The sequence below is a fragment of the Sphingopyxis sp. Root1497 genome, assembly GCF_001427085.1.
Classification (GTDB): domain Bacteria; phylum Pseudomonadota; class Alphaproteobacteria; order Sphingomonadales; family Sphingomonadaceae; genus Sphingopyxis.
The window spans coordinates 794806-821679 of record NZ_LMGF01000003.1 but is presented as its reverse complement, the minus strand read 5'-3'; the positions used below and the strand labels follow the sequence as shown (position 1 = coordinate 821679).

General features: G+C 66.5%; 30 protein-coding genes. 18 read left to right on the top strand and 12 right to left on the bottom strand.

Annotation, left to right across the window (positions count from 1 at the left end; genetic code table 11):
* The first annotated feature begins 148 nt into the window (after positions 1–148).
* Positions 149–1177: a phage shock protein operon transcriptional activator gene (gene pspF, locus ASD67_RS07290; RefSeq protein ID WP_056345394.1), complete on the top strand. Its 1029-nt coding sequence runs from the start codon at positions 149–151 to the stop codon at positions 1175–1177.
* A 149-nt stretch (positions 1178–1326) separates the two neighbouring features.
* On the opposite strand, the gene ASD67_RS07285 is transcribed toward pspF, so the two are convergent.
* On the bottom strand, positions 1327–1845 hold the full coding sequence (locus tag ASD67_RS07285) for a hypothetical protein (RefSeq protein WP_056345391.1): 519 nt from the start codon (positions 1843–1845) through the stop codon (positions 1327–1329).
* A 329-nt stretch (positions 1846–2174) separates the two neighbouring features.
* On the opposite strand from ASD67_RS07285, the gene rplU reads away from it, so the two are divergent.
* The 3 genes from rplU to ASD67_RS07270 all read left to right on the top strand — a co-directional run bounded on the left by rplU (position 2175) and on the right by ASD67_RS07270 (position 3788).
* On the top strand, positions 2175–2636 hold the full coding sequence (gene rplU / locus ASD67_RS07280; protein ID WP_056345388.1) for a 50S ribosomal protein L21: 462 nt from the start codon (positions 2175–2177) through the stop codon (positions 2634–2636).
* Between the two features lie 48 nt (positions 2637–2684).
* Positions 2685–2954, top strand: a complete 270-nt coding sequence (gene rpmA, locus ASD67_RS07275) for a 50S ribosomal protein L27 (protein WP_056345384.1) — start codon at positions 2685–2687, stop codon at positions 2952–2954.
* A 237-nt stretch (positions 2955–3191) separates the two neighbouring features.
* Positions 3192–3788, top strand: a complete 597-nt coding sequence (locus tag ASD67_RS07270) for a GNAT family N-acetyltransferase (protein WP_056345382.1) — start codon at positions 3192–3194, stop codon at positions 3786–3788.
* 38 nt (positions 3789–3826) lie between these two features.
* Here the strand turns inward: ASD67_RS07270 and ASD67_RS07265 are convergent, their stop codons facing one another.
* Positions 3827–4429: a DUF937 domain-containing protein gene (locus tag ASD67_RS07265; protein ID WP_056345379.1), complete on the bottom strand. Its 603-nt coding sequence runs from the start codon at positions 4427–4429 to the stop codon at positions 3827–3829.
* Between the two features lie 179 nt (positions 4430–4608).
* Between ASD67_RS07265 and ASD67_RS07260 the strand changes: the two genes are divergently transcribed.
* The 3 genes from ASD67_RS07260 (at position 4609) to ASD67_RS07250 (ending at position 7901) form a co-directional block, all read left to right on the top strand.
* Entirely contained in the window at positions 4609–5004 is a 396-nt protein-coding gene (locus ASD67_RS07260) for a DUF3597 domain-containing protein (RefSeq protein ID WP_056345370.1), read from the top strand.
* A gap of 126 nt (positions 5005–5130) precedes the next feature.
* Complete coding sequence (locus ASD67_RS07255) at positions 5131–6984, top strand: DUF885 domain-containing protein (RefSeq protein WP_056345367.1); 1854 nt, start codon at positions 5131–5133, stop codon at positions 6982–6984.
* The gene (locus ASD67_RS07250) at positions 6984–7901 is read left to right on the top strand and encodes a gliding motility protein GldB-related protein (protein WP_056345365.1); all 918 of its coding nucleotides are present in this window, start codon (positions 6984–6986) and stop codon (positions 7899–7901) included. Before ASD67_RS07255 ends, ASD67_RS07250 begins: the two co-directional genes overlap by 1 nt.
* Before the next feature lie 15 nt (positions 7902–7916).
* On the opposite strand, the gene ASD67_RS07245 is transcribed toward ASD67_RS07250, so the two are convergent.
* The 3 genes from ASD67_RS07245 to ASD67_RS07235 are packed head-to-tail and all read right to left on the bottom strand — an operon-like array spanning position 7917 to position 10414.
* Positions 7917–8273: a hypothetical protein gene (locus ASD67_RS07245; RefSeq protein ID WP_056345361.1), complete on the bottom strand. Its 357-nt coding sequence runs from the start codon at positions 8271–8273 to the stop codon at positions 7917–7919.
* A 38-nt stretch (positions 8274–8311) separates the two neighbouring features.
* The gene (locus tag ASD67_RS07240; RefSeq protein ID WP_056345358.1) at positions 8312–8764 is read right to left on the bottom strand and encodes a hypothetical protein; all 453 of its coding nucleotides are present in this window, start codon (positions 8762–8764) and stop codon (positions 8312–8314) included.
* Between the two features lie 48 nt (positions 8765–8812).
* Positions 8813–10414, bottom strand: coding sequence for a phosphoenolpyruvate carboxykinase (locus ASD67_RS07235; RefSeq protein ID WP_056345355.1), 1602 nt, complete (start codon positions 10412–10414; stop codon positions 8813–8815).
* A 280-nt stretch (positions 10415–10694) separates the two neighbouring features.
* Here ASD67_RS07235 and ASD67_RS07230 point away from each other — a divergent pair, with 280 nt between their 5' ends.
* From ASD67_RS07230 to ASD67_RS07190, 9 genes are all read left to right on the top strand, one after another.
* A complete protein-coding gene (locus tag ASD67_RS07230; protein ID WP_056345351.1) occupies positions 10695–11405 on the top strand; it encodes a response regulator transcription factor in 711 nt (236 codons plus the stop codon).
* Positions 11389–12987, top strand: coding sequence for a sensor histidine kinase (locus ASD67_RS07225; RefSeq protein WP_056345348.1), 1599 nt, complete (start codon positions 11389–11391; stop codon positions 12985–12987). The genes ASD67_RS07230 and ASD67_RS07225 overlap by 17 nt, the downstream gene beginning before the upstream one ends.
* A gap of 124 nt (positions 12988–13111) precedes the next feature.
* Positions 13112–13558: an HPr kinase/phosphorylase gene (locus tag ASD67_RS07220; RefSeq protein WP_056345343.1), complete on the top strand. Its 447-nt coding sequence runs from the start codon at positions 13112–13114 to the stop codon at positions 13556–13558.
* Complete coding sequence (rapZ, locus tag ASD67_RS07215; RefSeq protein WP_056345340.1) at positions 13555–14496, top strand: RNase adapter RapZ; 942 nt, start codon at positions 13555–13557, stop codon at positions 14494–14496. Before ASD67_RS07220 ends, rapZ begins: the two co-directional genes overlap by 4 nt.
* Positions 14497–14534: 38 nt before the next feature.
* Positions 14535–14939, top strand: coding sequence for a PTS sugar transporter subunit IIA (locus tag ASD67_RS07210; RefSeq protein WP_056347134.1), 405 nt, complete (start codon positions 14535–14537; stop codon positions 14937–14939).
* Positions 14936–15214, top strand: a complete 279-nt coding sequence (locus tag ASD67_RS07205) for an HPr family phosphocarrier protein (protein ID WP_056345338.1) — start codon at positions 14936–14938, stop codon at positions 15212–15214. Before ASD67_RS07210 ends, ASD67_RS07205 begins: the two co-directional genes overlap by 4 nt.
* Before the next feature lie 4 nt (positions 15215–15218).
* Entirely contained in the window at positions 15219–16037 is an 819-nt protein-coding gene (locus ASD67_RS07200; protein ID WP_056345333.1) for a TrmH family RNA methyltransferase, read from the top strand.
* Between the two features lie 52 nt (positions 16038–16089).
* Positions 16090–16803, top strand: a complete 714-nt coding sequence (locus tag ASD67_RS07195) for an META domain-containing protein (RefSeq protein WP_082544893.1) — start codon at positions 16090–16092, stop codon at positions 16801–16803.
* Between the two features lie 38 nt (positions 16804–16841).
* Positions 16842–17210 (top strand): hypothetical protein, encoded by a 369-nt coding sequence (locus ASD67_RS07190; RefSeq protein WP_156377603.1) that lies wholly within the window; start codon positions 16842–16844, stop codon positions 17208–17210.
* A 25-nt stretch (positions 17211–17235) separates the two neighbouring features.
* Here the strand turns inward: ASD67_RS07190 and ASD67_RS07185 are convergent, their stop codons facing one another.
* From ASD67_RS07185 to ASD67_RS07160, 6 genes are read right to left on the bottom strand one after another with little or no spacing between them, the layout of a single operon-like run.
* On the bottom strand, positions 17236–18591 hold the full coding sequence (locus tag ASD67_RS07185; RefSeq protein WP_056345328.1) for a DNA recombination protein RmuC: 1356 nt from the start codon (positions 18589–18591) through the stop codon (positions 17236–17238).
* A 33-nt stretch (positions 18592–18624) separates the two neighbouring features.
* Positions 18625–19065, bottom strand: coding sequence for a hypothetical protein (locus ASD67_RS07180; protein WP_056345325.1), 441 nt, complete (start codon positions 19063–19065; stop codon positions 18625–18627).
* Positions 19066–19082: 17 nt separating this feature from the next.
* Positions 19083–19538: a PH domain-containing protein gene (locus tag ASD67_RS07175; protein WP_235535602.1), complete on the bottom strand. Its 456-nt coding sequence runs from the start codon at positions 19536–19538 to the stop codon at positions 19083–19085.
* A 16-nt stretch (positions 19539–19554) separates the two neighbouring features.
* The gene (locus tag ASD67_RS07170) at positions 19555–20127 is read right to left on the bottom strand and encodes a hypothetical protein (RefSeq protein ID WP_056345322.1); all 573 of its coding nucleotides are present in this window, start codon (positions 20125–20127) and stop codon (positions 19555–19557) included.
* Positions 20124–20612 carry a hypothetical protein gene (locus ASD67_RS07165; RefSeq protein ID WP_056345321.1) on the bottom strand — a complete coding sequence of 163 codons (489 nt, stop codon included), beginning with the start codon at positions 20610–20612 and terminating at the stop codon, positions 20124–20126. Before ASD67_RS07165 ends, ASD67_RS07170 begins: the two co-directional genes overlap by 4 nt.
* Before the next feature lie 6 nt (positions 20613–20618).
* Positions 20619–21179, bottom strand: coding sequence for a copper chaperone PCu(A)C (locus ASD67_RS07160; RefSeq protein WP_056345318.1), 561 nt, complete (start codon positions 21177–21179; stop codon positions 20619–20621).
* A gap of 151 nt (positions 21180–21330) precedes the next feature.
* On the opposite strand from ASD67_RS07160, the gene dnaK reads away from it, so the two are divergent.
* Complete coding sequence (gene dnaK, locus ASD67_RS07155; RefSeq protein ID WP_056345316.1) at positions 21331–23235, top strand: molecular chaperone DnaK; 1905 nt, start codon at positions 21331–21333, stop codon at positions 23233–23235.
* Positions 23236–23294: 59 nt separating this feature from the next.
* Positions 23295–24407 (top strand): molecular chaperone DnaJ, encoded by a 1113-nt coding sequence (gene dnaJ / locus ASD67_RS07150; RefSeq protein WP_056345313.1) that lies wholly within the window; start codon positions 23295–23297, stop codon positions 24405–24407.
* 119 nt (positions 24408–24526) lie between these two features.
* Here dnaJ and ASD67_RS07145 read toward each other — a convergent pair whose 3' ends face one another.
* A complete protein-coding gene (locus tag ASD67_RS07145) occupies positions 24527–26839 on the bottom strand; it encodes a patatin-like protein (RefSeq protein WP_056345310.1) in 2313 nt (770 codons plus the stop codon).
* Between the last annotated feature and the right edge of the window lie 35 nt (positions 26840–26874).

Genomic DNA, 26874 nt, shown 5'->3' with positions numbered 1-26874 from the left:
CGGTGCGAGTTGCGCCGGTTCGTATGATGTAATGCAGAGAGCGTGCCAATTGCGGCGAAAGGCGCAAAACAGCCCAACTTCACACTGAAATGCCCTTTCGCGCCGATTTGACTTGCCAATCAGCGGGAAATTTTGCCAATCATTGGGAATGGAACGCGAAAGCCAATTCATCGGCCAGTCGGCGGCCTTTCAGGACTCGGTCGAGCGCGCCAGCCTCGCCGCGTCGCTCGACCGCCCGGTGCTGGTGATCGGCGAGCGCGGTACCGGCAAGGAACTGATCGCCGAACGCCTCCACCGGCTGTCGACGCGGTGGGACAAGCCCTATGTGATCATGAACTGCGCCGCGATGCCCGAGACGCTGATCGAATCGGAGTTGTTCGGGCACGAGGCGGGCGCCTTCACCGGCGCGACGCGCACCCGCGCCGGACGCTTCGAGGAAGCCGACGGCGGCACGCTATTTCTCGACGAACTCGCCACCTTGTCGATGGGCGCGCAGGAACGGTTGCTGCGCGCGGTCGAATATGGCGAGGTGACGCGTGTCGGATCGTCGCGCCCGCTGCGTGTCGACGTGCGCATCGTCGCGGCGACCAACGAACATCTGCCGGCACTGGTCGACGACAATCGGTTCCGCGCCGATTTGCTCGACCGGCTGTCGTTCGAGGTCATCACCCTGCCCCCGCTGCGCGCGCGCGAAGGCGATATCGAGGTGCTCGCCACTTACTTTGGGCAGCGCATGGCGGCGGTGCTCGGCTGGGACGAATGGCCGGGCTTTGGTCCGCGCGCGCTTGCCGCGATGGAGGGACACGACTGGCCGGGCAATGTCCGCGAACTGCGCAACGTGATCGAGCGCGCCATCTATCGCTGGGCGGACCCCGAAAAGCCGGTCGACGCCTTGAGCTTCGATCCCTTCGCGAGCCCCTGGCAGCCGGCGGTGCGCAAGGTCGCGGCGAAAGCCGAATCGGCCGCGCCAACGTCGGGAACCGAAGCGGTCGCCGCCCCGTCCGCGCCGCCGTCGGGCACGGTCAGCGATTTGCGCGCGGCGGTCGACGCCTATGAAAAGCAGATATTGTCCGACACGATGGCGCGTTGCCGCTTCAACCAGAAGATCGCCGCCGAGGCGCTGGGGCTGAGCTACGACCAGATCCGCCATGCGCTGAAGAAGCACGGGCTGAATTGAGGACCGATCCTCTCTGTCGCGCAGCCATGGGGAGGTGGCAGCGCGAAGCGCTGACGGAGGGGCGATGGCACGACGTTGCTGGCCCCTCCACCATCCGCTTCGCGGACGGTCCCCCTCCCCATCGCTTCGCGACGGGGAGGATTGTTCGCCTATTCCCCCGGCAGCTGTGCGTTCAGCGCCTCGATCACCGCATCCTGCGCCGACACCTGCTCCGACAACCGGTCGCGCAGGGCATAGATGTCGGGCAGGCCGTCGATCGCCTCGTCGACGCTGCGTTCGATATAAAGGCGTTCGATGTCGGCGAGCGCGCCGGTGATCGGCGCGCGGGCGGCGGTGAGGCGCGAGATCGCCTGTTCGGCAACGACCCAGCGCTCGCTCGCCACCGCGGCCCCCGCGGCGGCATTGACCAGCCGAGCCGTGGCATCGCGTTCGGCGGCGAAGGCCTGCTGTCCGGCGGCCCCATCCGATTCCCAGCGCGCGAGGCGGCCGGCGAGATCGGCGGGCAAGGGACCCGGCGGCGGCACCACGACAGGGGTCGGCGCGACGTTGAGCCGTCCCTCGACCGCGCGCTTGGCGAGCGACGGGGCGGCGGGCGCCTGCGCCGCGGCGCAGGCCGACAAGGCCAGCGGCGCCGCGGCGATCGAGAGCAAAAGAAGGAAGCGCTTCATCGCCGCCCCTGATATGGGGGCGGGCGCCGGGCGGCAAGGGGCGAATCGGCGAGTCATATTCTCCCCGGCTGACGCCGGGGGGCAGCGCCGGCCCGCTCCCCCACCCGGCCTCCCCGACGATAGTAGCCTATGGGAGGCCGGGTGGGGGAGCGGGCCGGCGCCGATTCTCGCGATAGCGAGAAAAACGCGCAAAAAGCACGGTAATATGCGGTTGACAGCTCGGGCTTGGCTCGTTAGTGGGCCTGACTTTCCCGCATGCCGGAAAAATCGCCTGCCTTGGCAGGGGACTGGTGCGCGGGTGATTTAGTTTTTTGATTGGATGGAAGACCATGTTCGCAATCGTGCGCACGGGCGGCAAGCAGTATCGCGTCGCCGCCGGAGACAAAATCGCCGTCGAGAAGATCGCCGGTGAAGCTGGCGACACCGTGTCGCTCGGCGACATCCTGCTGGCCGGTGACGGCGGCGAAGTGAAGAGCGCCGACGGCCTCGTCGTTTCGGCTGAGATCATCGCCCAGACGCGCGGCGAAAAGGTCATCGTCTTCAAGAAGCGCCGCCGGCACAACTACCGTCGCCGCAACGGCCACCGTCAGTCGCTGACGCTGCTGCGCATCCTCGCCGTCGGCGAAGCCAAGAAGGCCGCGCCGAAGAAGGAAGCCGCTCCGAAGGAAGAGGCTGCTCCCGCGAAGGACGCCGCGCCCAAGAAGGCTGCTGCCCCGAAGGCCGAAGCCGCTGCCGAAGCGCCCGCCAAGAAGCCCGCTGCCAAGAAGGCAGCCCCCAAGAAGGACGCCTGAGCGCGGCAACGCGGCTCGGCCTCTCGAACGAACTAAGGAGCATCAGTCATGGCACATAAAAAAGCAGGCGGTTCATCGCGCAACGGTCGCGACTCAGCCGGCCGCCGCCTTGGCGTGAAGAAGTTCGGCGGTCAGGAAGTGATCGGCGGCAACATCATCGTGCGTCAGCGCGGTACCCGCGTCTATCCGGGCGTCAACGTCGGCATGGGCAAGGATCACACCCTGTTCGCGACCGCCGAAGGCCATGTCCGATTCCACGATGGCAAGCTTGGCCGCAAATATGTGTCGGTCGACGCCATGGCGGAAGCCGCCGAATAAGGACGCTCTTCCAGGGTCGTCCATCAAGGGATGACCCGGAACGGTCCTTTCCGCGAGAGCGGAAACAAAGTTCGAAAAGAGGGAGACGGGTCACCCCCGGTCTCCCTTTTTTCTTGCCCGTTATCCATCACTTGGCAAACGGGCGCGAAAATCGGGCCGATCATCTCCCTCATCATCGACTGTCGTCAAAGCGTCACCATCTGGCGCCACGGCGACAGGCAAATGGGAGTGACGTAAATGTTCGCACGAACCGAAAGATTATTGCTGCGGCCCGGCTGGCAGGAAGATGCCCCGGCGCTCGCGAAGGCGATCGGCGAGGAAGGCGTGGTTCGCAACCTCGCCACCGCGCCCTGGCCGTACCGCGAGGAACAGGCGATGGAATTCCTCGCCAAACCGATCGACCCCGCCGAGCCGCGCTTCCTGATCTTCAGTCGCACCGGCGGTGCGCCGCGCCTCGTCGGCGGCTGCGGCATCTCGCCGGCGCCTGACGGCACGCTGGAGATGGGCTATTGGATCGCCCGCCCCTATTGGGGGCTGGGGTTCGCGACCGAGGCCGGGCGCCAGCTGATCCGCATCGCGCGCGCGATGAACCTGCCGCCGCTGACCGCCGGGCATTTCCTCGACAATCCGGCGTCGGGCGCGGTGCTGCGCAAGCTCGGCTTCCGGCCGACCGGGCAGATCGCCCAGCGCTATAGCCTCGCGCGCGGCGGCGAAGCCGCATGTGCGCTGTTCGAGGAAGGGGACGGCGACAGCGATGGCGCCGTCACCCCGATGCGAAGCCGCATCGGGGTGGACGAGGATTTTCGTCAGGAACTGCGGTTGCTGGCTGCGTGAGCCTTGAGCCCCTCCCCTGAAAGGGAGGGGCCTGATCTTTACCCCCTGAGCTTGCCGGCCATGCCGATGATGTCGTCGAGCGGGTTGCCGTCGCCATTGAGGTCGAGCAGGCTGCCAAGCCCGCCCAACGCGCCGCCGCTGCTACCCGAGGCAGGCGCCGCGCCACCACCCAATGCGCCACCCAGCACATTGCCGAGCATGCCGCCCAAACCGCCCGTCAGCCCGCCGCCGCCTTCGTTGCCGCCCTGCTTCGCCATATAACCCGCAACGAGCATCGCGAGGATCGGCAGCATCTTTTTGAGCGTGCCGGCATCGATTCCGGTCTTCGCCGCCGCGTCGCCCGCGACCGAGCGGCTGACATCCTTCGACCCGAAGATCTGGCCGAGCACGTCATTGCCCTGTTCGACCGGGGTCGCCTGTGGCGCGAGTACCGCGTCGAGCAGGCCTCCACCGCCGAGACCGGCCAGCAGCCCACCGAGGCCTTCGATCCCGCCGCCGCCCTGCGCCTGTTTCTTGAAACCGCCGAGGATCGCCGGGAGCAGCGCCTCCGCGCCCTGTTTCGCGAGTCCGGGCGGGACGCCCAATTCCTTCGCCATCGATTCGATGCCGCCGGCCTGGGCGAGGATATCGGTCAGATTCATGGTTTTATGCTCCCATAGCGGCGCGGGATCGAACTGCCCGCCCGCGCATTATCATAGCAGCGCGCGGGCGGAGGACGAGCCGTTCATTCGGCTGTCATTTCGCTGTGGCCAAGCTTAACCTGCGGCCGTGCGACTCCGCCCCCGGGGTCCGCATCGCCGCCACAAGTGGGAGCATCATCATGGGTATTTTCAGTTCGATCAAAGACGCGATTTTCGGCAAGAAGGCGGAGGCCGCCGTGCCTGCTCCCCCCGTCGCCGCAACCACCAGCGCCCCCGCGGCGCCGCAGCCCGTCCCTGCCGCCCCCGTGGCGATCAGCGACGTCGATGTCGTCGCGATCCTGACCGCACAGGCCGCCAACGCCGGACAGGATCTCAACTGGCGCACCTCGATCGTCGATTTGATGAAGCTGCTCGACCTCGATCCGAGCCTTGCCAACCGCAAGGAACTGGCGACCGAGCTTGGCTATACCGGCGCGCTCGACGGCAGCGCCGAAATGAACATCTGGCTGATCAAGGCGGTCATGCGCGAACTCGCCGCGAACGGCGGCACCGTGCCCGCCGACCTCACCGACTGACAAACGCACCATAGTTTTCGACGGGGGTCGGGCGAGCCAACGGCTTTCCCGGCCCCTTTTCGTTGACCCCCGCGCGGCGCCGCCTAGACAGGTTTCAGAAGAAACAAAGTCGCAGGGAGCCGCCAAGTGCACGACAGTCTTTCCACCCCCGTCAGCCGCCGCCACACGCTCGCCGCGCTCGGTGCCGGTACCGCGAGCTTCGCCGTTGCCGGTTCCGCCGTCGCCGAAACGATCATCACCGGCCCGCGCCCGAGCGCGGCGGACGCGCTGCTGACCTCGATCGCGGATAATCTGCTCGCGCAGTCGCCCGAGGGCGCGACCTCGCTCGGCATCGACACCGGCGCGCGCGCCGCCGAACGCGGCAAGCTCGGCGACCGCTCGCCGACGGGGGTAAAGGCGCTCACCGAGACGCTGAAGGCCGACCTCGCGCGTGTCCGCGCTTTCGACAAAGCGGGCCTCGACCATAAGACACGCACCAGCCTGGCGGTGGTCGACAGCGCGTACAGCGTCGCGCTCGACGGCTTTGCCCTGCCCTATGGCGACGTCGCGGTCGGCGGCTGGCGCAACACCCCCTATGTCGTGATCCAGAATGTCGGTGCCTATCTCGACGTTCCCAAATTCCTCGACAGCGATCATCCGGTGAAGAGCGCTGGCGACGCCGAAGCCTATCTGTCACGGCTCAATGCTTTTCCCGGCGTGCTCGATGGCGAGACCGAGCGGCTGAAATCGGCTGGCGGCCAGGGCATGATTGCCCCCGCCTTCCTGATCGACAAGGCAGTCAAGCAGATGGAAGCGAGCCTTGCCGATGCCAAGGCGGGCGGCGGCATGGTCGACAGCCTCGCCACGCGGACGAAGGCGGCGGGGATCGCCGGCGACTGGGGCCAGCGCGCGGGGGCGATCGTCACGGGGCCAGTCGCCGCGGCGCTCGAACGCCAGCTGGCCGAGATGAAGGCGCAGCGGCCCAAGGCGACGATGGATGCGGGAATGTGGGCGCGGCCGGGCGGCGACGAATGGTATGCCTGGGGCCTGCGCGCCAGCACCACGACGCGGATGACCCCCGACGAGGTTCATGCGATGGGGCGCGAGGAGCTTGCGGCGCTGCACGGCCAGATGGACCCGATCCTGCGCAAGATCGGCTATACGCAAGGGTCGGTCGGCGACCGCATGAACGCGCTCGCCAAGGACCCCAAATATAAGTTCCCCGACAATGACGCGGGCCGCGCCGAGATCGTCGCCTATATCCAGACCTGGCTCGGCAAGATCCGCGCCGAGTTGCCGCGCGCCTTCCGCACTTTGGTGAAGGGCAATGTCGAGGTGAAGCGGCTGCCGCTCGCCGAGGAACCCGGCGCGCCCGCGGCCTATGGCGGCGCGGGGTCGATCGATGGCACGATCCCGGGGAAATTCTGGATCAACCTGCGCACGACCGAGTTGCACAGCAAATATTCGCTGCCCGACCTCGCGATGCACGAAGCGATCCCCGGCCACGCCTGGCAGGGCGAATATGCCAACCAGATGCCGCTGATCCGCACGATGCTGGCGTTCAACGCCTATAGCGAAGGCTGGGCGCTCTACGCCGAACAGCTCGCCGACGAACTCGGCCTCTACGACGATTTCGAGGTCGGGCGGCTCGGCTATCTCCAGTCGCTCGCCTTCCGCGCCTGCCGCCTCGTCGTCGATACCGGGCTGCACGCCAAGCGCTGGACACGCGAGCAGGGGGTCGAGTTTTTCGTCAAGGAGAATGGCTCGAACCCGCTCGAAGTATCGAGCGAGGTCGATCGCTATTGCAGCTGGGCCGGGCAGGCTTGCGGCTACAAGGTCGGGCATAGCGAGATCGTGCGCCAGCGCGGGCTGGCGCAAAAGGCGCTCGGTGCGAAATACGACCTGCGCGATTTCGACGATGTCGTGGTCAAAGGCGGCAATGTGCCGCTCGACGTGCTGGCGCAGAATGTCGCGGAATATGTGGCGGGGGCGAAAGGCTGATGCGCCGGACGGCCGCCGCCCTGGCGGCGCTACTGCTGGCGGGCGCGGCGCAGGCCGCCGATGCCCCGCCGCCGCGGGTCGCGATTATCACATCGGACGTCGAGCGCTTTTTCGCGCTTTACGACGATCCCGCGATCGCCGGGCAGCCCGATCTGCTTGCGGCCCGCTACCTTGCCGAGCCGACGCCGGGGTTCGCCGAGTTTATGACGCTGCGCCGGATCACCCCCGAGCGGCTGGCGACGGCGTTGCGCGACAAGCGACAGGTCTTTGACGACGCGCGCGGCTGCGCGGCGAAGCTCGGCGGCGTCCGCCCGCGCCTCATCGCCGCAACCGACAGGCTCGCCGCGCTTTATCCGCAAGCGAAGTTTCCGCCGATCACCATCGCGATCGGCCGCGCATCGACCGCCGGGACCGCGAACGCCAACGGCCTCTACATCGGGCTGGAAGCCCTGTGTGCCGCAACATTCATCGAAGCCGACGACGAAGACCGCTTTGTCCACGTCATTGCGCATGAATATGTCCATGCGCAGCAACCTCTTGCGCAAGTCGAGGACCCCGAAGAAAAGGTGTTGCGGGCAGCGCTGGGCGAAGGGGTCGCCGAATTCGTCGGCGAGCTGATGTCCGGTTCGGTCGGCTATCCGCAGCTTCACCAATGGGCCAAGGGGCGCGAGAAGGCGTTGGAGACCGCCTTCCTTGCCGAGAAGGACGAGAAAGCCATCGGGTCGCGCTGGCTCTATAACAAGCAAGGCAGCGATGGCTGGCCCGGCGACCTTGGCTATTGGGTCGGTTATCGAATCGTCAAAAGCTATTACAACCGCGCGCCCGACAAAGCGGCGGCGCTGCGCGAGATCATCGAGATGAAGGACCCGGCCGCCTTTCTCGCGGCGAGCGGCTGGACGCCGGGGATAGCCCTCTAACCCCGGCGCGCACCCTTATTTCTTCCCGAACAGCGATCCCGCGATGCCGCCGAGGTCGTTGAGCGGGTTGCCGTCGCCGTCGCGGTCGAGCGCGCCGAGGATGCCCGAGCCGCCGTCCTGCTGGAGCATCGTCGCGAAACGGCCGAGCGAACCTTCACCGCCGATATGGCCGACGATTTCCTGCAGTTTTTCGAGCGGCAAGCCGGTTGCTGCAGCGGCACCTTCGGCGGTGTCGCCCTGCATCGGGTGCTGCTTGGCGAGCGCCGCGATCGCCGATTCGACATGCTCGGGGGACAGGCCGACCTTCGCCGCAAGGTTGGTCACCGTGTCGTTGCCTGAAATCTGGCCGAGAATATTGTCCAAGATGCTCATGTCATGCGCTCCTATTTGGCAAAGCCGGTGCGACGCTATCACGCCGAAGGAAGCGGCGCGAGGTCCGGTGTGACATATCCCCGCCGCGCAGGCACCGAAAAGAGCAGGTCGCGGCTGTAGAAGCGCAGCGGCCAGTCGCGCGCGCCCATCGGCGAAAGCAGCAGCGCGTTGACGCGCGCCGTCAGTCCCGTCTCCGCCGTCTCCGACAGGAACAGCCGTGCCCCCGCGACATAGGCGCGGGTGATGCTGTCGTGATAGCCCTGCGTGTCGTCGTTGACGCCGCCGACGCTGGTGTTGAAGCGGCGGATGATGCCGGCGATCTCGGCGTCGATGTCGATGTCGGGGCGTTCGGTCAGCAGCCACAGGCAGGCGCCCAGATGCGCCTCGTGCGTCCAGGCGGTGCGCGGCAGCGCGCAGGCGAGCAGCCCCTCGCCGAGCGCGTGTATGTCTTCGTCGCGCACGAAAAGGCGCGGCTTATGGTCGGTGGTCATCGGTCCGGTCCTTCCGGGTGAATGAGCACCCGGAAGTTTCCGGGTCAATTATGCTGCGACAGCCGCCTGCGGTGCGGCCTGACGGACGCCTTCGTCGACATGCTCGGCAAATTGCGCGAAATTGTCGATGAACTGGCCGACGAGCGTTTGCGCCGTGCGGTCATAGGCCGCCTTGTCGGCCCACGCCTCGCGCGGATCGAGCAGACCCGAATCGACGCCCGGAACCGCAACCGGAACCATGAAGCCGAAATTGGGGTCCTTGCGGAATTCGACATCGTTCAGGCTGCCGTCGAGCGCAGCGTTGAGCAGCGCGCGGGTCGCCTTGATCGGCATGCGCTTGATGCCGTCCATCGTCGCCATGCCACCGGTCCAGCCGGTGTTGACGAGCCAGCACTGAACGCCGCCCTTGGCGATGCGTTCCTTGAGCAGATTGCCGTAAACCGACGGGTGGCGCGGCATGAAGGGCGCGCCGAAGCAGGTCGAGAAGGTCGCCTCGGGCTCGGTCACGCCGATTTCGGTGCCGGCGACGCGCGCGGTATAGCCCGAGAGGAAGTGATACATCGCCTGGTCGGGGGTCAGCTTGGCGATCGGGGGCAACACGCCATAGGCGTCGGCGGTCAGCATGATGACCGTCTGCGGCACCGGACCCATGTTCTTTTCCGAGGTGTTCGGAATGAAATCGATCGGGTAGCTGCCGCGGCTGTTTTCGGCGAGGGTCGCATCGTCGAAGTCGAGTTCACGCGTCGCGGGGTCCATCACGACATTTTCGAGCACCGTGCCGAAGCGCTTGGTGGTCGCGAAAATCTCGGGCTCAGCCTCGGGCGAGAGGCGGATCATCTTGGCGTAGCAGCCGCCCTCGAAGTTGAAGACCGCCGTGTCCGACCAGCCATGCTCGTCGTCGCCGATCAGCGTGCGCGAGGCGTCGGCCGACAGCGTCGTCTTGCCGGTACCGCTGAGGCCGAAGAAGACCGCGGTGTCGCCGTTCGGACCGATGTTCGCCGAACAATGCATCGGCATCACGCCCTTCACCGGGAGCAGATAGTTGAGGATGCCGAACACCGACTTCTTCATCTCGCCGGCGTACGCCGTGCCGCCGATCAGCACGAGCTTTTCGGAGAAATTGACCGCGACGACGGTTTCGGTGCGCGTGCCATGCTTCGCCGGATCGGCGCGGAAGCTCGGCAGGTCGATGATCGTATATTCGCTCGCGAAGGCCGCCAGTTCGTCGGCGGTCGGGCGGACGAGCAGGGTGCGGATGAACTGGCTGTGCCAGGCGAATTCGGTGACGACCTGGACCGCGACGCGATGTTCGGGCTGCGAACCGCCGAACAGCTGCTGGCGGAACAAGCGGGGACGATCGGCGAGATGCGCGAAGAAATCGGCCTTGAGCGCCGCGAAATGATCGGGGGTCATCGGCACATTGGTCTTGCCCCACCAGATGGTATCGCGCGTTTCGTCGTCCTGGACGATGAACTTGTCCTTGGCGCTGCGCCCGGTGTGCTTGCCGGTGGCGACGACCAGCGGGCCGTCCTTGGCGAGCAGGCCTTCGCCATGACGGATGGCATCCTCGATCAGCGCCGACGTGCCCCAGTTTTCGGCAACCGCGGCCTGCGTTTCAACGGCGCCATTGCCGATGATGATCTTCGTCATGTTCTTGCCTTTCCCAACCGCGCCGCAGCCCCACTGCATAGGTATGCAAGGCCTGCCGAGCATAAGGGGAGGCCCGCATTTTCATGGGTGCCGACGTGACGCCGATTCCGTAAATTCCCGGCCGCGTTAGCGAGGATGAAGGATGAGGTCAAAAGATTAAAGCTGGGTATCGGCGGCGCCGCCATGCCGGTGCCGTTACGGAACCCGAGCGCCGCCGCCGCGGTTGTGGCCAGGCCACGGATCGGCTAGTTGCCGGGACGCCCGCCCATATGGAAAGAGCATGACGGCAACCATCGCGCTGGTCGACGACGACCGCAACATCCTGCAATCCCTGTCGATCGCGCTGCAGGCCGAGGGTTTTGTCACGCGCGTCTATTCGGACGGCGAGGCGGCGCTGAAGCCGCTGATCGACAATCCACCCGACCTCGCCGTCTTCGACGTCAAGATGCCGCGCATGGACGGACTCGAACTGCTGCGCCGGCTGCGCGAAAAGAGCCAGCTGCCCGTCATCTTCCTGACCAGCAAGGACGACGAGATCGACGAGGCGCTCGGCCTCGCGATGGGCGCCGACGACTATATCGCCAAGCCCTTCTCGCAGCGGCTGGTGATTGCGCGCATCCGCGCCATCCTGCGCCGCGTCGAGCTCAACAAGAACGCGCCGGGCGACGAGGACGAGCCCGTCGCCGACCCGATCACCCGCGGCCGCCTGCGCATGGACCCGGCGCGCCACAAGGTCGAATGGGACGGCAAGGACGTGACGCTGACCGTCACCGAATTTTTGATCCTCGAAACGCTGGCGGCCCGCCCCGGCATCGTGCGCAGCCGCAACCAGTTGATGGACGCCGCCTATCAGGACGATGTCTATATCGATGACCGCACGATCGACAGCCACATCAAAAGGCTGCGGCGCAAGTTCCGCGAGGTCGACCCCGAGTTCGACGCGATCGCGACGCTTTACGGCGCGGGATACCGGTTTGCCGACGAAAGCTGATCCCGCGCGCGACGCCGAGGACCAGCCGCTCGTCTGGTCGGCGCGCTGGTCGCTGACGACGCGCATCCTGGCGGTCAATATCGTCGCGATCGCGCTGCTCGCGGGCGGCTTCTTCTATCTCGACACCTATCGCAGCCGGCTGGTCGATACGCGAATCGAGGTGATGAAGGAGCAGCTCGCGATGCTCGACGAGGCGCTGGAGGCGGCACGCCCCGACCAGCGCCGGCACCTGATCGACGAATTCACGCGTGCGACCGAATCGCGGCTGCGCTTCTATGCGCGCGGCGGCGACCGGCTCGACGACAGTTTTGATCATGGTCCGCCGACCTATACGCTGCGCGATCCCGACCTGCAGCCATGGAAACGCGACGCCGCGCGCGCGATGGACCGCGGCATCGACTGGATCGTCGGTGCACCCAATTATCCCGATTTCGAAGAACCCGCGACCGACCGTGGCCCATCCTGGCCCGAGGTCACGGAGACGATGCGGAGCGGCCAGGCCACCACCCGCTTCCGCTACGCCCCCGAACGCACGCCCTTGCTCAGCGCGACGCGGATCGTCGACCTCGACACCCCGCAGGTCATGCTGATGACATTGAACGCGCGTGACATCACGCGCACCGTGCGCGCCGAACGTTTCCGGCTCGCGGTCGTGGTCGCGCTGGTGCTGATGACCTCGATCCTGCTCTCGCTCTTCCTCGCGCGCACGATCGTCCGCCCGCTGCGCAAGCTCGCGCGCGCCGCGGTCCGCGTTCGCCTGGGCCGCGCGCGCGAGGTCGTGGTGCCGCGCCTGCCGAGCCGCCGCGACGAGATCGGGACGCTGGCGCGCGCGCTGAGCGACATGACGCAGGCGCTGCGCGAACGCATCGACGCCGGCGAGCATTTCGCCGCCGATGTGACGCACGAGCTGAAGAACCCGATCGCCTCGGTACGCTCGGCGGTCGAGGGGCTGCGGCGCGTCCAGACCGACGAGCAACGCGCGCAGCTTCTAGCAATCGCCGACGAGGATGTCCGGCGGCTCGACCGGCTGGTCACCGACATCAGCGACGCGAGCCGCATCGACGCGCAATTGTCGCGCACCAATTTCGAGCCGATCGACCTGGGGCTGATGATCGAATCGATGCTCGCGTCGCGGGCGGCCAGGGCGGAGGGCACCGACCTGCCGCATCCGCGGATCGCCTTTGCCCGCCCGCGCAAGGGCGCGACGCTGGTGATGGGCGACGGCCATCGGCTCGAGCGCGTGATCGACAATGTCATCGACAATGCGATCAGCTTTTCGCCCCCCGGCGGCCTCGTCTGCGTGCGCGCGACGCGGCTGGGCAACGACGTCCATATCGGGGTCGACGACGACGGCCCGGGCATCGAACCGTCGCAGCGCGAGGCCATTTTCCGCCGGTTCCACAGCGAGCGCCCCGACGGCGAGGCGTTCGGGCGGCACAGCGGGCTGGGCCTCGCGATCGCACGAACGATCGTCGAGGGGCATAGCGGGCATATCGCCGCGCGCGACCGCGACGACGGCCAGCCGGGCGCGAGCCTGCTGATCACCCTTCCCGCCGCCGAGGGCAATGACGACGCGGGATAGGGCGTCGTCCCCGCGAAGGCGGGGACCGCTATCGACCATACGCAACCTATCCCGCGGCCCCCCGCCTTCGCGGAGGCGACGCGCTGCTTGCCCCGCCGCTGACACGCCGGTAAGCCTGAGCGCCATGTTGCCGCGCCGGACCGCCCCCCAGATCGTCAATATTCACGCGAGTTGCGTCGCGGCGGGGAGTCGCGGCATTTTGATCCTCGGCCATTCGGGACAGGGCAAGTCCGACCTTGCGCTGCGGCTGATCGATCGCGGCGCGCGGCTGGTCGCCGACGACCGCTGCGACATCTGGTTCGACCGCGGCCGCCTGTGGTGCCGCCCGCCCGCGATCCTCGCCGGCAAGCTGGAGGTGCGCGGCATCGGCATCGTCGAGCAGCCCTTCACCGGCCCGGTTCCGCTCGCGATCGCGGTGCGCCTGTCCGAACGGCCCGAGCGGATGCCGCCCGCGAACCAGGTCGAGGTCGTCGCGGGGGTCGAATTGCCCGCAGTGCTGATTTCGGGGTTCGAGGCATCGGCACCGATCAAGATCCTGATGGCGCTCGACCGGCTGGGGGTCGGGGCATGAAGGAGACGCGCGACCCGCGCCTGTTGCTCGTCACCGGCCTGTCGGGGGCGGGCAAGTCGACGGTGCTGAAAGTGCTCGAGGACCTCGGCTGGGAGGTCGTCGACAACCTGCCCGTCGCGCTGCTCGACGCGCTGCTCGACGCCCCTGCCGGGCAAGGCCGTGAAGGCCGTCCGCTCGCGGTCGGCATCGACAGCCGCAGCCGCGGGTTCAAACCCGCGCCGCTGGTCAAACGGATGAAGCAACTCCGCGAAGCGGGCGGGCGCGACATCGACACTTTGTTCCTCGACTGCGCCGGCGCGGAACTCGAACGCCGTTTTTCGGAGACGCGCCGCCGCCACCCGATGGCCGAGGACCGCCCCGCCGCCGACGGCATCGCGCGCGAACGCGAGATGATGGAGCCGCTGCGCCGCTGGGCCGAGCATGTCGTCGACACCACCAATTACAGCAGCAACGACCTGCAACAGGAAATCCGCCAGCGTTTCGGCGACAGCGGCGAGGATGAGCCGGTGCTGAGCGTGCTGAGCTTCGGCTTCGCACGCGGATTGCCGCGCAACGCCGACCTGGTGTTCGACATGCGCTATCTGCGCAACCCGCATTGGGACCCGAAACTGAAACCCGGTACCGGACTCGACGCCGATGTCGCCGCTTATGTCATGGCCGATCCCGCCTATGAGGCGACCGTCGGCCAGATCGAGGCACTGTTGCTGGCGCTGCTGCCGCGCTACCGCGCCGAGGGAAAAAGCTATGTCACCATCGCGTTCGGTTGCACCGGAGGGCGCCACCGATCGGTCCATGTCGCCGAACGTGTTGCCCAGACGCTACGGTCGGCGGGTCATGCGCCGACGGTCACCCACCGCAACCTTGACTCCGCCCCGCAAGATGGGCTTGAGGGCAAGCCCCCGTCCGCATCTCCCGCGTCCGGCGGCAAACAAGCATAAGGGTCTCGCACTTCATGCCCACTGACAAAGCATTGCCGCTGCTCGGGATGGTCCTCGTGACCCATGGCCGGCTCGCCGAGGAAATGGTGACCGCGATGGAGCATGTCGTCGGCCCGCAACGCGCGATCGCCACCGTGTGCATCGGTCCCAACGACAATATGGAGATGCGGCGCAAGGAAATCGCCGACGCGATCCGCAAGGTCGACGAAGGCCGCGGCGTCATCATGCTGACCGACCTGTTCGGCGGCACCCCGTCGAACCTCGCGATCAGCCTGCTCGAGCCTGGGCGCACCGAAGTGATCGCCGGGGTCAACCTGCCGATGCTGATCCGACTGGAAAGCGCGCGCAAGACCATGGACATCCGCCCGGCGGTGATCGCCGCAAAAGAGGCGGGCCAGAAATATATCTCCGTCGCATCCGAAATGCTGGGGGTTGGTTCATGAACGAAAACAGCGAGACGGTCGAAATCACCAACCAGCGCGGTCTGCACGCGCGCGCCAGCGCCAAGTTCGTCACCTTCGTCAGCCGCCTGCCCGAGACCGTGTCGGTGGAGGTCGAAAAGGGCGGCAGCCGCGTCAACGGCACCTCGATCATGGGGCTGATGATGCTGGGCGCCGCCAAGGGCGATTCGATCACCATCCACACCAGCGGCGACGGCGCCGACGCGGCGCTGCTCAAGCTCGTCGGGCTGGTCAAGGACAGCTTCGGCGAGGATTGACGGCATGACCCAAGCGGGCCGCCGTTCCACCATCGAAAGCCTGTCCAATCCGCTGGTCAAGCGGATGCGTCTGCTGCGCGAGAAGCGCCATCGCCGTGCCGAGGGGCTGTTCCTGGCCGAAGGGCTGCGCATCGCGACCGAGGCGCGCGAGACAGGCGTGCTGCCTTTATGGCTGTTCTTAGGCCCCGAGGGTGCGGCGCATCCGCTGGCGCAGGCGCTGATCGACGCGACGCTGGCGGGCGGCGGCGAAGTGGTCGACACCACGCCAGCCATCCTATCGAAACTGTCGGGCAAGGACAATCCGCAGGCGATCGTCGCGATCTATGCCGAGCCGAGGACGTCACTTGCCGACATCGACCGCGGCGCGTCGCCGATCTGGCTCGTCGCCGAACGGCTGCGCGATCCGGGCAATCTCGGCACCATGCTGCGCACCGGCGACGCGGTCGGCGCGGGCGGGTTGATCCTGCTCGACGAGAGCACCGATCCCTATGCGGTCGAGGCGGTGCGCGCGAGCATGGGGGCGATCTTTACCCAGCAATTGGTGCAGGCGCGGTGGGAAGACTTCCTGCCCTGGCTGCGTGGTGGTCCCGGGCAGCTGGTCGCGACCTGGCTCGACGGAGCGGAGGATTATCAGGCGGTGCGTTATTCCGCACCGACCTTCATCCTGATCGGCAATGAATCGCAGGGGATGCCGGCGGACTATGCCGCGGCCGCCGACGTGCGGGTGAAAATGCCGATGCTCGGCAAGGCCGATAGTTTGAACGCCGCGGTCGCGGCGGCGGTCATGGCCTATGAGGTATTGAACCAGCGGCGGAACCGATAGCGGGCAGTTCTCGTTCATCGGTCGATCAGCCCGATCGGCCCAGGAGGTCCGCATGACCAAGATCACCCTGCCCGCCCTCGCCCCGCTTTTACTTCTCACCGCCTGCGTGCCCGCCGCCGATGCACCGCAGGGACCCGGCGCTCCGCCGGCCGCCGCCTATTTCGCGCTTGGTACCGAGCCCGGCTGGACGCTCGAGATTACGCCGGGGATGCTCAACTACGACGGCGATTATGGCGACACCAAGATCGTCGTCGCCAACCCCGGCGCGCGGCCGAGCTTCAACGGCGAGCGCTATGTGACGCCGCGGCTGACCGTCGATATCACCCATGGCGAATGCAGCGACGGGATGAGCGACCGGCGCTATCGCGACACGGTGACGCTGACCGCCGAGGGCAAGACCGTGAAAGGCTGCGGCGGCGGGGTGTTGCCGCCCGCCGAACTCGCGGGCACGAACTGGACCTTCGCCTCGATCGGCGGGGTCGCGGTCGCAAGCGACCGGCCGACGTCGCTCGCCTTCGAAGGCGCAAGGCTGAGCGGCAGCGCGGGCTGCAACCGCTTTTCGGGCGGCTATAAACGCGACGGACAGACGCTGACCGCCGGGCCGCTGATGGCGACCGAAATGGCGTGTCCGGGTGCGGGCATGACGCAGGAGAACGCCTTCTTCGCCCTGATGCGCGGGCCTGTGAGTTTGAGCTTTCCCGCCGACGGCACGCTGATTTTGACCGGCGCCGAGGGGCGGACGGCGGTTTTGAAGCGGGTGATCTGACGCACCAGCCGGGATCATTTGACAGCAAGCGGAGAGCATTGCAGACGCAAGGCATGCAACAATCCTGGGCCGATATCACAGCGTTTTACCGCCAACATAGGTTTGACGACGAGGCCTTCCAGAGCGCTTTCGCCGGCGTGGCGCAGGTGGCGGCACTGATATCGGACGGACCGCTCGGCACCATGTTGTTCGGTTGGACCTCGATGCATGATTTGTGCATCCAGCAATCCGACGCCCATCCTCAAACAGCGCCCTATCTTCGCATTTCGCCGCTGCGGTCCGGGCTGGTGGATTTCCGCTACATCGATACGCCGATCGCAGAGCGTCAGTGGCAAAGGCTCGTCGCACCGGGTGCGGCGTGCGAGCGACTGACCGCTTTCCTCGCACGGCTTCGCTGGACGGCGTGATCCCTCCAAGTGTCAGGGATCAGCGCTATTCACCCGCGTCGTTGACCGCCGCCGGCGCGCTGGCCAGCTTCGCGAGCGGGCGGGCGGTCTGTTCGGTCACGGGCAGCACCGGGATGTCCTTGTCGCCGGTCTCGATATCGAGCGCCTCGAAGCGGCGTGCCTGTGTCAGCACCTGCGATTCGAAACTGCCGACAAAACTGTTGTAGGCGCCGGTCGCCTGGTCGAGATTCTTGCCGACGCGCGCGATATGCGACCCCATCACCGACATGCGCGCGTAAAGCTCCTTGCCGAGCGCAGCGATCTCGCGCGCCTGGTTGGCGAGCTTTTCCTGCCGCCACACCGCCGCGACGGTGCGTGCGATCGCGATCAGGTTCGTCGGTGTCGCGAGCAGCACCTTGCGCTCGAACGCATAGTCCCACAGCGCCGGATCCTGATCGAGCGCCGCCGCAAGGAAATGTTCGCCGGGGACGAACATCACGACGAAATCGGGCGTGTCGTCGAACTGGTTCCAATAGGATTTGGCGCCGAGGGTGTTGACATGCGCCTTCATCGCCGCGGCGTGGGCGGCGAGATGCAGCGTCTTTTCGGCTTCGTCGACCGCGCCGAACGCGTCCTGATAGGCGTTGAGCGAGACCTTGGCGTCGATCACCAGATTCTGCCCGCCGGGCACGCGCACGACGACATCGGGGCGCAACCTTCCCCCGTCGCCGTCGGTGACGCTGACCTCGGTCTGGAAATCGGCGTGTTCGCTGAGGCCGCAGCTCTCCAGTACGTTGCGTAGTTGCTGTTCGCCCCAGCGGCCGCGCGCCTTGGGGGCGTTGCGCAGCGCGTTGACCAGTTTTGCGGCCTCGCTCGACACGCGTTCGGTGCCCGCGCGCATCGATTCGATCTGGCCGTGGAGCAGGCCGAAGGCGTTCTGGCGCTCCGCCTCGACCTTGGCGACCGCCTGCTCATATTTTTCGAGCCGTTCGTGGACCGGACTCAGAAGCCCCTGCAGGCGCTGCCCCGTGGTCGCCTCGCTCTCCTTGAAGCGCGCGTCGGCGCGTTCGAGGAATGTCTTTTGCGCGCCATCGAGCATCGCCTGCCCGACCTCGCGGAACTGCGCGGTGAGCGCGACCTGCGCGTCCTTCAATTGCGCGATCTGCGCATCATGCGCCACATCGCGCGCGCGCTGTTCGCTGACCAGCCCGGCGAGTTGCAGGTCGGCGGCCTTGCGCGCCTCGGCCTCGGCCGCGAGATCGGTCACCGCAATCCTGAAGCGCTCCGAAAGTCCGTCGCGCTCGGCCTTCAGCGCCCCCGCCTGCCGCCCGGCGAACAGCCAGCCGATCAGCCCCCCGAGGATGAGGGCGACAAGGGCAACGAGCAACGAAACGATATCCATATGCGGAACATAGGACGAACAGCGCGCGCTTGGCTAGAGGCTTCTACCTTCGGGCCCCGGTTTCTTTTCGAAAGGATTGGTCACCGACGTCAGGATCCGGTCGATCATTTTCGACAGGGCGATCGTCCGCTCCCTCGTTGGCGTATCGGGCAGATCATTGGCGGGGGTCACGCAATGGGTCCGGACCAGCGTCTCGTCGCGGCCCGCATCGCCCGGCGTCATCTGGGTGAAGCAGTTATATTCCCATTTTCCATCGAAGTGGATGCGCCAGACGATCATCCGGGCATCGAGGAGGCTCGTTTCGACCTGCCAGCCCGGCATACCTTCGATACTGCCGGGGACATAGTTGCGGTTGAGCAGATGGTCGCGCAGCTCGCCAATCGGAAGCGGATAGCGCTTCTCCTCGCTGTATCCCTCCGGGGCGCAGGCCGCCAAAGCGGCGACGAGCAGCGGCGGGATAATGCGCAGGATCATCGGGAGAGAAGGCCAGGTCAGAGCAGGTCGCTCGCGACATCGAGTTCGCGCACCCGGCGTTTTTGCCGCGCGGCGTCGACCAGACGGCGCAGTTCCTCGCGCCGTTCGGCGGCGCGTTCGACGTGCGGGATCACCAGCGGGCCGTCGCGCGTCGTCTCGTCGCTCGAATCGAGGCCGATGGTGCCGATCCCGGCCCATTGGTTGACGAGGGTGAAATCCATGCGGACATTCTTGACGCGGTAGAGTTCGATCTCGTCGATGCTCTTCACGAAAATGCCCTTGCGCAGGATCAGCCGGTCCTCGGTCAGTTCGTAAGTGACGTCGAGATTGCGGACCCAGATCGCGAGAATGATGATCAGCCCGACGCCGACGAAGCACAGCAGGAGCGTCAGCCAGCCGAGCAGGGTGCCGCGCAGCCAGCCCCAGGTCGAGGAGCGGAAGCGGTCGATGACGTCGGGCATGGCGGAGGACATGGGCAGCACCTTTGCTTCAGAGCAGATAGACGATGACATAGCGCGCGACGAGCAGCGACAGGATCACGATGCTGGCGCGCACGCTTTTGACCCACATCGCCGCGATCATCAGCCCGGCGAGGATGAAGGTCAGCCCCCACACCAGTGGATGCCGGAACGCGGCGACGAGCACCGGATGCGACAGATAGAAGGCAAGCTGCGCGCCGAGCAGCACGAGCAGCAGCACGAGGATGATGCGGCGGACGCGGAAATAATGGGTGTCGAGATTGGCGAATCCCTCGGGCTGCGAGGGAAAGACGAGCCGCGCGGCGAGGAAATAGAGGCTGGCGAAGGCGGCGACCGCCATCAGCGTGCGCCCCGACACCGCGATACTCTCGCGCACCGTCCATGCGGCCTGCCAGAAAGAGAGCAAGTCGAGCATCACGAAGATCGCGAGCAACGGGGTGAGCCAGCCGATCGCGAATTTCTCGCGGCTTTCCTCGGCGGCGAAGCGCGTTTCGAGCGCGCGGCCGAGGCCGCTGAGCAGTTCGACCATCGAGAGGCCGAGGAGCAGGCTGTAGAGCGCAAAGACGAACTCGAAATCGCTCACACGGTCCCCTTCCATGCCGCGGGCAATATCGCGCGATAGGCTTCGACCCCCGGCGCGCCACCGATCGTCATGTCCTGGGTCAGCATCCAGTAATGGCGCACGATCTCCGCCTGTTGTTCGAGCCCGTAGCGATGGAGCGGCCAGCCGGGCTTGAGGCTGTAGTCATAGGTCGCGAAGGGATGGCGCATGAAGACAAGGTACCAGCGCCCGCGCTGCTGCGCCTGCCAGACATGCGTCATTTCGTGGATGAACAGCCCCTTGGCGCGCGTCGCATCGCTGACCGGACAGGAAAAATCGTCGCAGTAGACGTCGCCGCGCGGGTGGAAATGCAGATGCCCCATCGGCGCCATCACGATCTGGCGCGGCTGGAAGAAGATCCATTTGCGGTGCCGGATGCGCACCGCGTCATAATCGATCGCATCGCCGAACACGCTGCGCGCGAGCGCGACCTCTCCCTCCGTCAGCCGGCGCCCCGCGCGCTCCACGGACGCTTATTTCTTCGCCGCGTCTGCCGCCGCGCTATCGGCCTTGCCGGCATCATCGCCGCCATGATCCATCGCGCCATGGTCCATCGCCGCGCCGTCGCCTGCGGTCGCGGTCGCGGCGTTCTTGATCGGCAGGTCAACGACGATGCGGTCGTTGTTGGTGAACATGAAGACGAGCGACAATTTGCCCGCGCGTACCGCCGCCGGGTTGACGTTCCAGATCATCAGATGCTTGCCGCCCTGCTTGAATTCCAGCGTGCCGCGCGCCGGGACCGGGGCGCGGTCGATCGACTTCATCGTCATCATGCCGTTTTCGCGGACACTCTCGTGCATCTCGATGCGCTGCGCGAGGTCGGCCGACACCGCGACCAGTTCGACCGGCGCGTCGCCGCCCTTCACCGTGAAATAACCGACCGCCGGCCGGTCAGGGGTCGCCCCCATTTCGATAGAACCGCCCGAAATGTGGAGCACCGGCCCCTTGCCCATATTCTCCTCGCACGCGGCCAGCGTGAGCGCGGTGGCGGCAAGGGTGGCTCCGAGGAAGAGACGGCGGGCAAAGAACTTCATCGGGGGTCTCCGTAAACAGGGGCAATTTCCTGTCCCCGATAAGGCCAATGAGTCCTTGTGCCAAGGATTAGCGCACCTATATCGCGGCCAGAAACCTATCCAGGCGTGCCTGTTCAGGGCGCCAATGAGACAATGAAGGACGTGTAAGACTATGGCCAAAGTGATCGGGATCGACCTCGGCACCACCAACAGCTGCGTGGCGGTGATGGAGGGTGGCAAACCCAAGGTGATCGAAAATGTGGAAGGCACGCGCACGACGCCGTCGATCGTCGCCTTCGCCAAGGACGGCGAACGGCTGATCGGTCAGCCCGCGAAGCGCCAGGCCGTCACCAATCCCGAAAACACCATCTATGCGGTGAAGCGCCTGATCGGCCGCCGCTTCGACGATCCGATGACCAAGAAGGACATGGAGCTCGTCCCCTATGCGATCGCCAAGGGTCCGACCGGCGACGCGTGGGTCAAGGCGGGCGGCGAGGATTATTCGCCGTCGCAGATCAGCGCCTTCATCCTGCAGAAGATGAAGGAAACCGCCGAGGCCTATCTGGGCGAAAAGGTCGAGCAGGCGGTGATCACCGTTCCCGCTTACTTCAACGACGCCCAGCGTCAGGCAACCAAGGACGCCGGCAAGATCGCCGGCCTCGAAGTGCTGCGCATCATCAACGAGCCGACCGCGGCGGCGCTGGCCTATGGTCTCGACAAGTCCGAGAACAAGACGATCGCGGTCTATGACCTTGGCGGCGGCACCTTCGACATCTCGATCCTGGAGGTCGGCGACGGCGTGTTCGAGGTGAAGTCGACCAACGGCGACACCTTCCTCGGCGGCGAAGATTTCGACTCGAAGGTCGTCGCCTTCCTCGCCGACACCTTCAAGAAGGACGAAGGCATCGACCTGCGCGGCGACAAGCTGGCGCTGCAGCGGCTGAAGGAAGCCGCCGAAAAGGCGAAGATCGAGCTGTCGTCGGCGGCGACGACCGAGGTCAACCTGCCCTTCATCACCGCCGACGCGAGCGGCCCGAAGCATCTGGTCAAGACGATCACCCGCGCCGACCTTGAGAAACTGGTCGAAGACCTCGTCAAGCGCACCCTCGAGCCGTGCAAGAAGGCGATCAAGGACGCCGGCGTCGATCCCAAGGAGATCGACGAAATCGTCCTTGTCGGCGGCATGACGCGCATGCCGCGCGTCCGCGAAGTCGTGAAGGATTTCTTCGGCAAGGAACCGCACACCGGCGTGAACCCCGACGAAGTCGTCGCGATCGGCGCCGCGATCCAGGCGGGCGTGCTGCAGGGCGACGTCAAGGATGTGCTGCTGCTCGACGTCACCCCGCTGAGCCTCGGCATCGAGACGCTGGGCGGCGTGTTCACGCGCATGATCGACCGCAACACGACGATCCCGACCAAGAAGTCGCAGGTCTATTCGACCGCCGACGACAACCAGTCGGCGGTGACGATCCGCGTGTTCCAGGGCGAGCGCGAAATGGCCGCCGACAACAAGGCGCTGGGTCAGTTCGACCTGGTCGGCATCCCGCCGGCGCCGCGCGGCGTGCCGCAGATCGAGGTGACCTTCGACATCGACGCCAACGGCATCGTGTCGGTCCACGCCAAGGACAAGGGCACCGGCAAGGAACAGCAGATCAAGATCCAGGCGTCGGGCGGCCTGTCGGACGCCGACATCGACCAGATGGTCAAGGATGCCGAGCAGTTCGCCGAGGAAGACAAGGTACGCCGCGAGGCCGCCGAGGCGAAGAACAACGCCGAAAGCCTGATCCACTCGACCGAAAGCCAGCTGCGCGAGCATGGTGACAAGGTCGACGCGAGCCTGAAGGCCGAGATCGAGGCGGCGGTTGCCGAAGCCAAGACCGCGGTCGAAGGCGGCGACGCCACCGCGATGACTGAAAAGTCGGCGGCACTTGCGCAGGTCGCGATGAAGCTCGGCCAGGCGATCTATGAGCAGGAGCAGCAGGCTGCGGCGTCCCCCAGCGCCGATGGCGACGCTCCGAAAGCCGACGAAGATGTCGTCGACGCCGAATTCTCGGAAGTCGAAGACGACAAGAAGTAAGAAGAAACTCTCTCCGCCGCGCGCCAGACGCGCGGCGGGGCTGAGGGGGCATTTGGGTTATGTCGCTCGACATCGATTATTACGAACTGCTCGAATGCGAGCGCACCGCCGACGACGCGACGCTGAAGGCGAGTTATCGCAAGCTCGCGATGAAATATCACCCCGACAAGAATCCGGGGTGCGGCGACAGCGAGGCGCGCTTCAAAGCGATCAGCGAGGCCTATGACTGCCTGCGCGATCCGCAGAAGCGCGCCGCCTATGACCGGTTCGGCAAGAGCATGCCGCATGGCGCGGGCGGCAATGCCGATTTCGGCGATATCGGCGATATCTTCGAATCGATCTTTGGCTCGGCCTTCGGCGGCGGGCGCCAGCAACGCGGCCCCGCGCGCGGCGCCGACCTGCGTTACGACATGGAAATCCGGCTCGAGGATGCCTTCACCGGCGTCACCCGCGAGATCCAGGTCGATGTTGCGGCGCGCTGCGACAGCTGCGACGGATCGGGCGCCAAGCCCGGCACCCAGACCAACCGCTGCACCACCTGCGCCGGCCACGGCAAGGTCCGCGCGCAGCAAGGCTTTTTCATGGTCGAGCGCACCTGCCCCAATTGCCAGGGCGCGGGCGAAGTCATCGCCGATCCCTGCAACACCTGCCATGGCGAAGGCCGTGTCGATCGGCGCAAGACGCTGACCGTCAACGTCCCCGCCGGGGTCGACGAAGGCACGCGCATCCGCCTGTCGGGCGAAGGCGAGAGCGGCGCGCGCGGCGCGGCGCCGGGTGACCTCTACATCTTCCTCCACATGGCGCGGCACAAGGTCTTCGAACGCGAGGGCACGACGCTGTTCACGCGCGCGCCGATCAGCTTCACCACCGCGGCGCTCGGCGGCGAGATCAGCATCCCCGGACTCGACGGCGCCAAGCACGACATCCGCATCCCGGCGGGCATCCAGTCGGGCAAGCAATTGCGCCAGCGCGGCGCCGGCATGCCGGTGCTCAACGGGCGCGGCCACGGCGACCTGGTCGTCCAGATCGACGTCGAGACGCCGACCAAGCTGACCGCGCGGCAGAAGGAATTGCTCGCCGAATTCCGCGAAACCGAGACCGGCGACGAATGCCCCGCGAGTCAGGGCTTTTTCGGGCGGATCAAGGAAATGTGGGACGATCTGACGGATTGATCGTGCCGCGGTCGCCGCGAATGTCATAACATTGTCATTCCCGCGAAAGCGGGAACCTAGGGGTGAAGAAAGCCGAATCACGCACTGGGTCCCCGCTTTCGCGGGGATGACATTTGTGGTCAGCCGATTTCTTTCCGCAATTCCGCGATCAGCGCCGCCACCTTGGGCAACCGCTCCTCCTCCTCGTCGAGAATCGCGTGGAACGCGCGGTGCTTGATCGCCTTCAGTTCGTCGGCGGGCAGCGCTGCATCGCCTGTTACGCTCGACGCGACGATGTCGATCAGCCGGTCGGCGCCGTGGAGGCGGCCCCAGAGATAGTCGTTCTCGCGATAGGCGCGGCTGAAGAAGGCGCCGAAGCTGTTGAACTCGATCCCTTTGAGCATCGCCGCCGCGCCGCCGCTGCGGATCGCGGTCGCGTCCGACGGCGAGATGCGGTCGATCTTGATCGGGTCGAACTCGTCGAACCCCTCGCCCTGTAGCAGCGGCAGCGTCGCGATGTCGTAGAAGGGGTAGCCGAGATAGGCGAGCAGCAGTGCACGCCGGTCGTCCCTGGGCAGGGCGCCGAGGCCCTCGGCGATCAGCGCGTCGGCGGCAGCGTCGGCGCCGATCAGGTCGCGGCGCGCGGCGATGGCGTCGATCCACTGGCCGGCATCGGCGTCGGCCGAGATATCGAGATCGGCGAACCAGCTGTCTCCCTCGCGCTCCAGATAGACGCCGAGTGCATCGTAGATGGTGTCGCGCATCGCGTCGCACGCGGGGTCGCGCGTATCGCGCTGCGCCTCGACCACCCGGTCGAGCTCGCGCGCGAGGAAGCGCAGGCGGCGCACGCGGAAACCGAGATCGTGTGTGCGGAAGAAGGTAACGGCGTCATTGCTCGCCCCCGCGCCGCGCCTGCCCGAAATACGGTCGAGCCCGCGTGCGCGCACCTCGTCCCAGAGCTGCTGGCGACGATTGCGGCGATGGATGTCGCCTTCGGGCGGGGCGAGGCGATCGACGATGCCGACCAGGTCCTCGACCATCGCCGACAGCTTGAGATGGCCATAAGGCGAGAAGGCGAAGCCCGCGCGTTCGGCCGCCTGTTCCTGCGCCTTGGCGCGCCATTTGGCGAGCCGGGCGGTGGTCGGGGTGTCGAGGAAGAAGGTGGTGCCGAAAAGCGCGGCCACTTGCTCTTCGACCTCGACCTTCATCGCGTCGAGGATATGTTGCATCCGGCGGATGCGGCGCGACATCCCCTCGATCGCCTCGACATTGTCGCGGATCGGCTGTTCGCGGGGGATTTCAGACATCGCGCCGAGGATCGTCGGCAGGAAGCCGGGCAGGCGCGGGGCATCGCCCTCCGCGGTTTCGCCGGGCTTGCCGAAGCTGATCGAGCGATAATCGGGCTTGGGGTCGATATAGATGAAGCGGCGATCGATCTCGCGCCGCGCCGGGCGCTGTTTAAGCGCGGCGATCGCGGGACGGAAAGGCGCGTTGGCGAGCACCGAGCCGTCGATCAGCACGCGGTCGGCGGGATCGGCCTCGCCGCCTGCGGGCAGCTGCGCGCGGATGAAGCCGTCGCGGCCGGGCCAGGCGATCCCGCGCTTGTCGAGGACGCGGTCGAGTTCGCGCAGGGTGAAGGGCGGGAAGGCGCCCGGAAAGCTCGCGGTCGCGCGCGCCGCGGCGGCGAGACCTGGGACGTCGTCGAGCGCCTTGCCGGCACGGCTGTCCTGACGGAAATGGAGAATCAGGCGATGCTCGTCCTCGGTCACGCGCGGCGGGCTGTTGAGCGACAGCGAGACGCGGTGGCCGGCAAAATCGGTGACCGAAACGAACAGGTCGACGGGCTGCCCCGCCGGCACCAGCGCGGGTCCGCGCGGCCCTTGGTCCATCGCGTCGAAGGCATCGAGGAGCAGGTTCGAAAAGGTCTCGCCGCCGAAGGGCGGTTCGAACCAGCGCGCCCGCACGAAGCGCGACAGCTTCGCGCGCACCTCGTCCTGCGCGCCTTCGCCCACCGTGCGGTCGATGACATTGCCGCGCTTTTTCATCATCCAGCCGGCGATCGGCACCGCCCAGAATTTGGTCGCCGCCGACAAAGGCCGCGCGTCGGGGTCGATTAGATGATCGACGTCGGCATCGTCGAGCCACAGGTCGGTGAGCGGGTCGAGCGACTGACCGGTGGCGAGCGCGCGGGCGAGAAAGATGCCGTTGATCCCGCCCGCGCTGGCGCCCGCGACGATGTCAGCGAGCACGCGCAGGCGGATGGTGCTGCGTTCGGCGATGGACGCGAGCAGGTCGCGATAGACAGTCCCGACGCCGCTGAGCGAACCGCCGTCGTGGAAGGCGCGCGACGCTGCGGCGAGTCGCCACACCTCCTTGGTGATGCCGTGCATATAGACGGCGAGGCTGATGCCGCCGTAGCAAATCAGGGCGAAACGCAGTTCCTTCTCGCGCATGGTCAGGCTGATAGCGCGCTTTCCCTGGTGTGGCC

Excerpts from the sequence above, each read along its gene's own strand:
- ASD67_RS07240 (WP_056345358.1), bottom strand. The coding sequence starts at position 8,764 with ATGACCACCGACCATAAGCCGCGCCTTTTCGTGCGCGACGAAGACATA.
- ASD67_RS07160 (WP_056345318.1), bottom strand. The coding sequence starts at position 21,179 with ATGAAGTTCTTTGCCCGCCGTCTCTTCCTCGGAGCCACCCTTGCCGCC.
- ASD67_RS07230 (WP_056345351.1), top strand. The coding sequence starts at position 10,695 with ATGACGGCAACCATCGCGCTGGTCGACGACGACCGCAACATCCTGCAA.
- ASD67_RS07145 (WP_056345310.1), bottom strand. The coding sequence starts at position 26,839 with ATGCGCGAGAAGGAACTGCGTTTCGCCCTGATTTGCTACGGCGGCATC.
- ASD67_RS07185 (WP_056345328.1), bottom strand. The coding sequence starts at position 18,591 with ATGGATATCGTTTCGTTGCTCGTTGCCCTTGTCGCCCTCATCCTCGGG.
- ASD67_RS07270 (WP_056345382.1), top strand. The coding sequence starts at position 3,192 with ATGTTCGCACGAACCGAAAGATTATTGCTGCGGCCCGGCTGGCAGGAA.
- dnaK (WP_056345316.1), top strand. The coding sequence starts at position 21,331 with ATGGCCAAAGTGATCGGGATCGACCTCGGCACCACCAACAGCTGCGTG.
- rplU (WP_056345388.1), top strand. The coding sequence starts at position 2,175 with ATGTTCGCAATCGTGCGCACGGGCGGCAAGCAGTATCGCGTCGCCGCC.
- ASD67_RS07235 (WP_056345355.1), bottom strand. The coding sequence starts at position 10,414 with ATGACGAAGATCATCATCGGCAATGGCGCCGTTGAAACGCAGGCCGCG.
- ASD67_RS07260 (WP_056345370.1), top strand. The coding sequence starts at position 4,609 with ATGGGTATTTTCAGTTCGATCAAAGACGCGATTTTCGGCAAGAAGGCG.
- rpmA (WP_056345384.1), top strand. The coding sequence starts at position 2,685 with ATGGCACATAAAAAAGCAGGCGGTTCATCGCGCAACGGTCGCGACTCA.
- ASD67_RS07250 (WP_056345365.1), top strand. The coding sequence starts at position 6,984 with ATGCGCCGGACGGCCGCCGCCCTGGCGGCGCTACTGCTGGCGGGCGCG.
- ASD67_RS07220 (WP_056345343.1), top strand. The coding sequence starts at position 13,112 with ATGTTGCCGCGCCGGACCGCCCCCCAGATCGTCAATATTCACGCGAGT.
- ASD67_RS07175 (WP_235535602.1), bottom strand. The coding sequence starts at position 19,538 with ATGTCCTCCGCCATGCCCGACGTCATCGACCGCTTCCGCTCCTCGACC.
- ASD67_RS07245 (WP_056345361.1), bottom strand. The coding sequence starts at position 8,273 with ATGAGCATCTTGGACAATATTCTCGGCCAGATTTCAGGCAACGACACG.
- ASD67_RS07200 (WP_056345333.1), top strand. The coding sequence starts at position 15,219 with ATGACCCAAGCGGGCCGCCGTTCCACCATCGAAAGCCTGTCCAATCCG.
- ASD67_RS07195 (WP_082544893.1), top strand. The coding sequence starts at position 16,090 with ATGACCAAGATCACCCTGCCCGCCCTCGCCCCGCTTTTACTTCTCACC.
- ASD67_RS07180 (WP_056345325.1), bottom strand. The coding sequence starts at position 19,065 with ATGATCCTGCGCATTATCCCGCCGCTGCTCGTCGCCGCTTTGGCGGCC.
- pspF (WP_056345394.1), top strand. The coding sequence starts at position 149 with ATGGAACGCGAAAGCCAATTCATCGGCCAGTCGGCGGCCTTTCAGGAC.
- ASD67_RS07265 (WP_056345379.1), bottom strand. The coding sequence starts at position 4,429 with ATGAATCTGACCGATATCCTCGCCCAGGCCGGCGGCATCGAATCGATG.
- rapZ (WP_056345340.1), top strand. The coding sequence starts at position 13,555 with ATGAAGGAGACGCGCGACCCGCGCCTGTTGCTCGTCACCGGCCTGTCG.
- dnaJ (WP_056345313.1), top strand. The coding sequence starts at position 23,295 with ATGTCGCTCGACATCGATTATTACGAACTGCTCGAATGCGAGCGCACC.
- ASD67_RS07285 (WP_056345391.1), bottom strand. The coding sequence starts at position 1,845 with ATGAAGCGCTTCCTTCTTTTGCTCTCGATCGCCGCGGCGCCGCTGGCC.
- ASD67_RS07205 (WP_056345338.1), top strand. The coding sequence starts at position 14,936 with ATGAACGAAAACAGCGAGACGGTCGAAATCACCAACCAGCGCGGTCTG.